At 63.4% G+C, this 8,334-nt stretch carries 6 protein-coding genes; 5 read left to right on the forward strand and 1 reads right to left on the reverse strand.

The annotated features are described in order from the left end of the window. The 4 genes from JSV65_09340 to JSV65_09355 form a co-directional block, all read left to right on the forward strand. On the forward strand, window positions 1-493 hold a 493-nt coding region (locus JSV65_09340; protein ID UCH36538.1), incomplete at its 5' end, for an ATP-binding cassette domain-containing protein. A gap of 12 nt (window positions 494-505) precedes the next feature. Next, window positions 506-1,567, forward strand: coding sequence for a hypothetical protein (locus tag JSV65_09345; GenBank protein ID UCH36539.1), 1,062 nt, complete (start codon window positions 506-508; stop codon window positions 1,565-1,567). A 193-nt stretch (window positions 1,568-1,760) separates the two neighbouring features. Beyond that, window positions 1,761-3,593, forward strand: a complete 1,833-nt coding sequence (locus tag JSV65_09350; protein UCH36540.1) for a ferric reductase-like transmembrane domain-containing protein — start codon at window positions 1,761-1,763, stop codon at window positions 3,591-3,593. A gap of 86 nt (window positions 3,594-3,679) precedes the next feature. After that, window positions 3,680-6,199: a hypothetical protein gene (locus JSV65_09355; protein UCH36541.1), complete on the forward strand. Its 2,520-nt coding sequence runs from the start codon at window positions 3,680-3,682 to the stop codon at window positions 6,197-6,199. Window positions 6,200-6,263: 64 nt separating this feature from the next. Here the strand turns inward: JSV65_09355 and JSV65_09360 are convergent, their stop codons facing one another. Further along, on the reverse strand, window positions 6,264-7,076 hold the full coding sequence (locus JSV65_09360) for an SDR family oxidoreductase (protein UCH36542.1): 813 nt from the start codon (window positions 7,074-7,076) through the stop codon (window positions 6,264-6,266). On the opposite strand from JSV65_09360, the gene JSV65_09365 reads away from it, so the two are divergent. Next, window positions 7,042-8,334: alpha-amylase (locus JSV65_09365; protein ID UCH36543.1), on the forward strand; the 1,293-nt coding region annotated here is incomplete at its 3' end. The genes JSV65_09360 and JSV65_09365 overlap by 35 nt on opposite strands.

The raw sequence follows: 8,334 nt of genomic DNA on the forward strand, positions 1-8,334 counted from the left end.
CAGCATCCGCATCTGCGGCACCGAAGTCACCGGCATGCCGGAAAGGGAGCTGGTTGGCTTCCGGCGCGACCACGTCGGGTTCATCTTCCAGCTCTTCTACCTGATCCCGACCTTGACGGCGGCGGAGAACGTGGAGCTACCGATGGTCTTCGCGCGAGAAGATCGCCGTCGCGCCCGGGCGCTTGAGGCGCTCGACCGAGTCGGGCTCAAGGAGATCCATGCCCTGCCGCACCAGCTCAACGGGGGCGACATGCAGCGTGTGGCGATCGCTCGCGCGCTCGTGCGCAAGCCGAAACTACTGCTCGCTGACGAGCCTACCGGCCGCCTGGAGAGTCAATCGCGGACCGCGATCATGGACATCTTCCGCGGCCTGAAGGCCGAGGGCCTCGGCATCGTCATCGTCACCCACGATCCGAGCCTCGCCGCGGAGACCGACCGCGTGATCGAACTGCGCGACGGCGCCGTCGTCGGCGAGCGCCCTGCGGTGCATTAAGGGGAAGGGAACGTGATTCGACACCTGCTGGCTGGGGTGCTGGTCATCGCCGCGGCGTCGGGCGCATGGTGCGCGCAGGACTGGCGCATCTCGAACTGGCGGGTTGACGGGCGGCTCGATGTCCAGGGGATGTACATGGACGATCCCGAGATGTCAACCACTCGCGGGAGGCTCATGGCGGCGGAGCTGGAGACGACCGCGACCATCTCCAACGCGCAGCGGGATATCCTGGATCTCGCCATACAGTGGCCGTACGCCACCGACATGAACGGCGTGGACGGCCGCGGCAAGGAGATGCACTTCGCGAACGTCTACGCGCTGTACAAGTTCGGCCTGGGCAAGCCGAGCCTGCGGTTCGGGCAGTTCGTCGTGCCATTCGGCAATCTGACCTACTACGAGACCCACACGCGGCCGCTGCAGAGCCTCTTTCCCCAGAGCCTGGGCATCCGCATCGACCGTGGGCTGAGCCTGGAGGGCTACAAAGGAGAGTATGACTACTGGCTTGCCCTGATGGGCGGCAACGGCGCGCGCAGCGACAACAACGACAGCCCGATTGTCGTCGGCCGACTGGCGCGACGCTTTGACCTGCCGAAAGGCGTTCTGACTGCGGGCGCCTCCGTTCTCTACGGCGCTGACATGCCGCGTTTCTCCACGCTGGTTGATCCGGTGATGGGCCACGGCGCGGAGCCTGACACGGGTGGTCACATGCCCGCGCTGGAGATCACGGACAAGCTGCGCATCGCCCTGGACGCGGAATACAGCGCGGGGCCGGATCTGTGGCGAGCGGAACTCGTGGTCGGGCGTGATGCGGACGGCGATGCGAACGGTCAATTCGTGCAGTGGAACCGCATGCTCAGCGGGCGCCAGGAGCTGACCGTGCAGGCGGCGCGGTGGGAGCAGCCCGGCGGTGATCGGCTGCGCCTTGGTGGCTCTGTCGGTCACATGCTCGATGACCGCTCCACCGCGCGCCTGTCGGTTGAGCGCAGCCTCGGCCGTACCATCGCGGAGCGCCGCAACGAGACGATGATTTCGCTGCAACTCCTGCGCGAGTTTCCAGACCTATTCGGCAAGTAACACGGCGCTCACCTCTACACTTGCCAGGCCAGCGCTCGCTTCGCGACGCGCAGCGTGGCGGCACGTCGCACAATGGCCCCAATTGGCCCGCACGGTGGACAGGACGCGCGGCCAATGACGGGAATTTTCGTGGTTAACCCGAAGCAGACAGCATTCTGGGGTGTGCCAGTCAATGCGGCCCTACCACACAATCGTGGCAGCGCTGGTCCTTGCGGCCCTCGCTCCCCCGCCAACGTCTGTCCAGGCGCAGGGCGACTCGCTCGCGGCAGCGGGCGCCCGGATCTGGGATGCGCGGAATTGCGCCGGCTGTCACGCGCTCGGAGGGGCAGGCGCCGCCGGTCCCGGCCCCGACCTGACCGACGTGACGCAGCGGCGTTCGGGGGACCGGCTGCGCGCATGGCTTCGCGACCCTCAGGCCATCGAGCCCGGCACGAAGATGCCGCGCTACGAGTGGTCCGCCGAAGAACTCGATGCCATTATCGCTCACTTCGACGCGGTCGCCGCGGCTCAGGCAACGGCGCTGGGCCGAGCGGCGAGCGGCGAAGTGCGGCGAGGGCCGTGGGGCGTCCTGGCGGCGGCGGTCGTCGTCCTAGGCGTGCTGCTCATCGTTGTCTGGAGGCGGGTGGCGCGGCAGCGGCCGGAGAGCATCAGCGACACCCCTAAGGGCGCAGGCGGACTCTCCGGGGCCGCGATCTGGGAGAGCCGGTCCTGGGGGGCGGTCGTGATTGGCGGTTACGTCGTTCTCGTCCTGCTTCCCCTGATCGTGGCGGTGCTGGTGCAGGCGGCGAGCGGGCACGTCCCGCCGCTGAGTTTCCGCGAGTTGGGCAAGGGCTTTGCGCTCGTCGGCATTGCGCTGCTGGCGATGCAGTTCGTTCTCTCGGCCCGGCTGCGATGGATCGAGCGGCCGTTCGGCCTGGACGTCGTCTTTCGCTATCACAAGGCGGCGGCCGTTGCGGCGGTGGCGCTGATCGCCCTGCATCCGCTGCTGCTGGCTCTCGACGGCTCGCGGTGGCGACTGCTCATCGGGCTCGATCTCCCCTGGTACATCGTGATCGCCAAGCTGGCGCTGCTGCTGCTCATCGTCCAGGCGGTCACGAGTGTATTGCGCCAGGGCCTGCGGTTGCGCTACGAGAGGTGGCGCGTTCTGCACAACGTGGCCCCCGTCATCTTCGTTATCGCCTTCGTCCACAGCATGCTGGCCGGGGAGGATTTGCGGGGCGGGATTATGCGGGCTTTGTGGTGGGTGATGCTCGCGGGGGTCGCCGCGGCTTACGGCTATCACAAGGTGATCGCGCCGGCGCTCGCGCGGCGCGCGGCGTACCGCGTATCCGAGGTCGTGCGGGAGACCCACAACGTGTGGACGCTGCGCCTGGAGCCGCCGCCGGGCCAGCCGCATTTCGAATTTCGACCCGGGCAGTTTCATTTCATCACGCTGTGGCGCGGCGCACGCAACCTGCCCGTGGAGGAGCACCCCTTCACGATCTGCTCCAGCCCCGTCGAGCCTGCGCTCGCATCTACTATCAAGGAGTCCGGCGATTTCACCGCGACCATCGGGCGGACTGAGCCCGGCGACGCGGTGTCTATGCGCGGGCCGTACGGGCGGTTCAGCTATGTCTTGGCGCGGCAAAGCGACAAGTTCGCCTTCATCGCAGGCGGGATCGGCATCACGCCATTGATGAGCATGCTGCGGCACATGCGCGATACAGAGGCCGACGTTGACGTCATTCTGCTCTACGGCAACAGGGCCGAGGCTGACATCGCGTTCCGAAAGGACCTGGAGCAACTTGCCGCCGGCGAGCGGCCGCGGCTGCGAGTGGTGCACGTTCTGAGCGAAGCCGATGCAAGCTGGCAGGGGGAACGCGGCCTTCTGGATCGCGAGAAGATCCGGCGCTTGGTCGGCGACCGGTTATCCGGGAGCGTCTGCTACGTCTGCGGGCCCCCTCCGATGGCGGACCGAGTGATCGCCGCGCTCCGGGACCTGGGCGTGCCCAAAGGACGCATCAGGCACGAGCGGTTCGCCCTGTGAGGCGGTGCGGCGGGCGGCGGACTTCCGGCAAGCGCTGAGGGCGCACTCGGCGGATCAACCCCAATCATGAGGGCACGGAGAGGCCTATGAGCGCGGGAGACACTGGCAGGGAGTTGGAGCCGACGCGGCAAGTGACGTTTGCCAAACCGCGGCCGGGCGAGTTGCCGTTCTACCTTGTGGCGGACACGGCTCTGCCGTATGGACCCAGCCTCGGCAATCACAAGCTATGGGTGACGTGCAAGTCGTCGGGCGCGATCGAGAAGGTCTTCAGCCTTGATCTCGGGGCAGACGTCATGGGTTCGATGGTCGTGACCTATGCCGTGCCGGGCGATCGACCGCTGCAGTCATTGCTCAGGAGCGGGGAAGAACCGGCTGCGGGCGACCCGCGGTTCACGCTGCTGCGACAGGAGGGCCCGGCGGCGGTCGAGATCCATCCGATGCGGCAGCGCCGTACGATCCGCCTCAGCGGTGGGCTGCACGTGGTCGAGACGATCCTGCTGCCCAAGTCCGGCGGGACCGACCCGGCGGTGGTGTTCGTTAGCATTGATATCAGGAACGAGTCCGATGAGACTCGTATGCTGCGCGTGTCGGCGTACGGCGATCTCCAGGGCAGCACTCCTCCTGACGTCATGGCGGAGTACGAGCCAGACCTGGAAGCATTCGTCGCGCGGAACCGGGAACATCCCGATTGGGTCCGCGTTTTCGGCTGCACGACGCCGGTCTCGAGCTACGAGACGACCCACGATGTGAGCCAGGTCTATGCCGACGGCTGGGCGCGTGGGCTGCGCAACGACACGTCGGCGACCGGGGCCATTCTCGGAGCGCTCCAGGCGAACCTGTCCCTGGAGTCGCAGGAAAGTCGGTCGTTGAGTTTCGTCCTCGCGTTCGCGCCCGAAGGCGCTCAGGCCGCGCGCGGACTCTATCTCGCGCATCGGGACCCGGAGCGCGCGCTCGCCGACACGATCCGCTATCTGACGCCGACGCTGTCCGTAGCGATGGTGGAGACGCCGGACCCGATCATCAACCAAGGTGTGTTCTGGGCCAAGGTCAACATGCTGCGCGTAATGGGGGCGTATCCACAGGGGATCGCTTTCACCAACGAGCCGGGCGTGTCGTCCAATGTCGTCGGCAGAGACGTCGTGTGGTACACGTACGGGTGCGACTACCTGCTGCCCGATATCTCGCGGGAACTGCTACGCGCGCTGGCGCGGCACCAGTATCCCGACGGCAAGATCGTGGAGTATTACAGCGCGCTGACCGGCGAGCGCGCCGACTACGATCTCAATGTCAACGACGATACGCCGCTGTTCGTGCTCGGTGTATGCCACCATTACCTGGCGACTGGGGACAAGGGTTTTCTGCGCGAGCTGTACCCGGCGGCGGAGCGCGCCGGGAGGTATCTGCTGTCCCAGCGCGACGAGCGGGGGCTGGTGTACTCGTCGGCGGAGGGGGTCGAAGTCTGGGGCATCGCCTCGTGGCGCAACGTCATCCCGAACTACCAGATCAACGGCGCGGTGACCGAGATCAACGCGGAGTGTTACGCGGCGCTGCGGTCGCTGTCGGCGATGGCGAAGGGACTGAGCGATGACGAAGCGGCGGAGGAATTCGCCCGCGAGGCGGCTGCCCTGCGCGCGGCGATAAATCAGCACTTACTCAACCCGAACACGCGCATGTACTACCTCAACATTGACACGCGCGGCGCGGTGCATACCGACGTGACGGCGGATGAGATCTTCCCGGTGATGTTCGGGGTCAGCGACAACGAGACGTCGTTCCAGATCATCAGCCGTCTCAACGCGCCGGATTTCACGACCGCCGCCGGGCTGCGCACGGTGTCGCGCGAGAGCCCGGAATACGAGCCGATGAAGAACGTCGGCCTCATGGGCGGGGTGTGGCCGGGGGTGACGTTCTGGTACGCGTCCGCCGCGGCTCCGTACCATCCCGAGTTCATGGCCGAGGCACTCCACAGCTCCTATTCGCATTACCTGCGCAACCCGCTGGCGAACAACACTGTGCCCGGGCAGTTCTCGGAATGGTTCGACGGGGAATCGCTGGTGAACCGTGGGATGAGGCTTTCGCCGTGGGAGCCGCCGCGGCTGCTGTGGGCGGCGGTGGAGGGCGCGTGCGGCATTATAGGTACAGGAGATGGCTGCCGCTGCCAGCCGCTGATTCCGCCGCAGTGGCAGTGGATCGGGCTGCGTAGGCTGCCGCACTGCGGGCGATCCGTGTCGTTCTACGCCGCGCGGCAGAACGACGGGCTGCACATCTACGCCAACGCCAAGCTCGACACCGATCACACGCTGCATGACTACGAGGAGGACGTGACGAACCGCGTGCACGTCCTGGACTACCGAGCCCACCGTCTCGCCCTGCGCAAGGACGGCGAACTGCTGATCTGCGTCGGCAGCTCGGCGGAGACGACGATCCCGGTGCCGATTACGATCGCGGAACTGCTGGCCGACGACCACGAGTACGCGGTGGAGATGTACAACAGCGAGCTGGGGCAATGGCAGCAAGGCGATCCGCGAAAGGGCCGCGGGCTGCGCCAACTCGCGTTCCCGATCGAGGCCGGGGGTTTCCGGATTCTGCGCATCACGAAGCGCTAGAGAGCACCGCCGCAAGCGCCGCGCGCGGATCGAATGCGGTGGTGCCCGTGAATCGCCGGGCGGTCTATTCGCCGGAGGCCCACGCGGTGCGGAACTCGGGATACAGTGTCAGCCCGCCGCACGCGTAGATGGTCTGACCGGTGATGTACGACGCATCGTCCGAGGCCAGGAACGCGACCACCGCCGCTATCTCCTCGGGGCTGCCGGCGCGGCCCATCGGGATATGGCTCTCCACCTCCGCTCGCTTCCGCGGGTCATCGATCCACGCGCGATTCATCGGCGTGACGATGGCGCCGGGGGCGACGGCGTTGACGCGGATGCCCCGGTCCGCATATTCCAGGGCGAGCGTTCGGGTCAGATTCGCCATGCCGCCTTTGCTGACTGAGTAACCGATGTACTGCGGCTTGGGCACGATCTGATGGACGCTCGAATTGTTGATGATGACCCCTCCCCCGTCCCGCGACAGGAAGTGCCTGATCGCCTCGCGAGCGCACAGGAACGCGCCGCGCAGATTCACGCCGAGCACCTCGTCGAAATCGTCGGTCGTTGCCTCGTGAGTGGGGCCGGCCTTCTGAATGCCGGCATTGTTGACGACGATGTCGAGGCGCGCCCACCGCGCGAGCACTTCGCGAAACATCTCGGCGACCGCCTGTTCGTCGGAGACATCGGCCTGCACAATCAATTCCTCGCAGCCATAGCCCCTGACCAGTTCGCACGCTTCGCGGGCAATCGCCTCGACGAATTGAGCCTGCTCGGACTGATCGAGGTAGTTGATGGCGACGTTGGCCCCCTCCTGGGCGAGGCGCACGGCGATCGATTTGCCGATGCCGGCGGCGCCGCCGGTGATGAGGGCGTTCCTGCTTTCCAGCCTTTTCATTGTCGCCGCCTCCGCTCCATCCATCGTCGTCTCCGCCGGCAAATCTCGGGAACCATGGGCAGCACAGATTCGAGACGTTATTCCCATATCTCTTAATAACTCTATAGCTTACTTTATTTTGTTAGAAGTTGATTATACAGAGGGCGAAGCTGAGACTTATGTACTACCGCTCATGGCTGCTACAAGTGTTCAAGCAACAAACGTTATAGCCAAATGTCCTAATGATATCGTAGCTTACTTAAAGCCTAAAGGTAGAAACGGCGATGAAAAAGTACTCTACGATGCCATGGTGGATAGGAGCTTCAATATTTTTCTATTAAAAGCGATAGGCGGCAGGCGTAGTTATCAAGGGAAAGTTGGTGAAGTGAAAGCCCTGCCTACGAGAATCTTTAGTGATTATCGTAAAATAGTCAATTCTGCTCTGGAACCCACTACGTTAAATGTTGAACAGTCAAATACATCGGTGGTTTATGGTGATAAATTAATCGTTAAGTTATTCCGCTCTCCTGATGAGGGCATTAATCCCGATCTTGAGATCGGTCGTTTTCTCACGCAGAAAACAAAATTTAAAAACGTCTCTCAGGTCGTCGGAGCGCTAGAGTACAATCGACAAGGGTATCAAACAATAAGCCTAGCAGTTGCACAGGAATTCGTGGCCAATGAAGGGGATGCCTGGCACTACACATTGGATTCTCTGGAACGTTATCTCGAGGATGTCTTAGCTCATCCCACTGTTCAACTACCTCCTGTTCCACGCAAGCACCTGCTAGCCTCGCGGAAGGAACCGCCTCCTCTGGCAAAAGAAACAATTGGACCATATCTAAATTCAGCAGAACTACTGGGGCAGCGCACTGCTGAACTGCACAAAGCTCTGGCATCAGTAACGGATGATCCAGACTTTGCTCCTGAACCTATTACCTTTATGTATCAAACCTCCCTTTATCAGTCTATGCGTACCAATACCATCAGGACACTGCGAGTTCTGCGGGAGCAACTATCAAAAATCCCGGAGGATTCAAGGGAAGACGCGCTTAACGTAATTAGTCTGGAGAATGACATCATAGGACGATATCAGCCAATACGCAAACAGAGGATTGTAGCGAAACGTTTTCGCTGCCATGGTGATTATCACCTGGGACAGGTGCTTTTCACGGGAAAAGATTTCGTAATAATTGATTTTGAGGGGGAGCCAGCACGACCCCTGAGTGAGCGCCGTCGCAAACATTCACCGTTGCTGGATGTTGCCGGAATGATACGG

It is taken from the genome of Armatimonadota bacterium, from assembly GCA_020354555.1.
Taxonomy (GTDB): Bacteria; Armatimonadota; Hebobacteria.

What these genes read in the sequence shown, in the direction of transcription:
- JSV65_09355 (UCH36541.1), top strand. Translation starts at nt 3,680, where the DNA reads ATGAGCGCGGGAGACACTGGCAGGGAGTTGGAGCCGACGCGGCAAGTG.
- JSV65_09360 (UCH36542.1), bottom strand. Translation starts at nt 7,076, where the DNA reads ATGAAAAGGCTGGAAAGCAGGAACGCCCTCATCACCGGCGGCGCCGCC.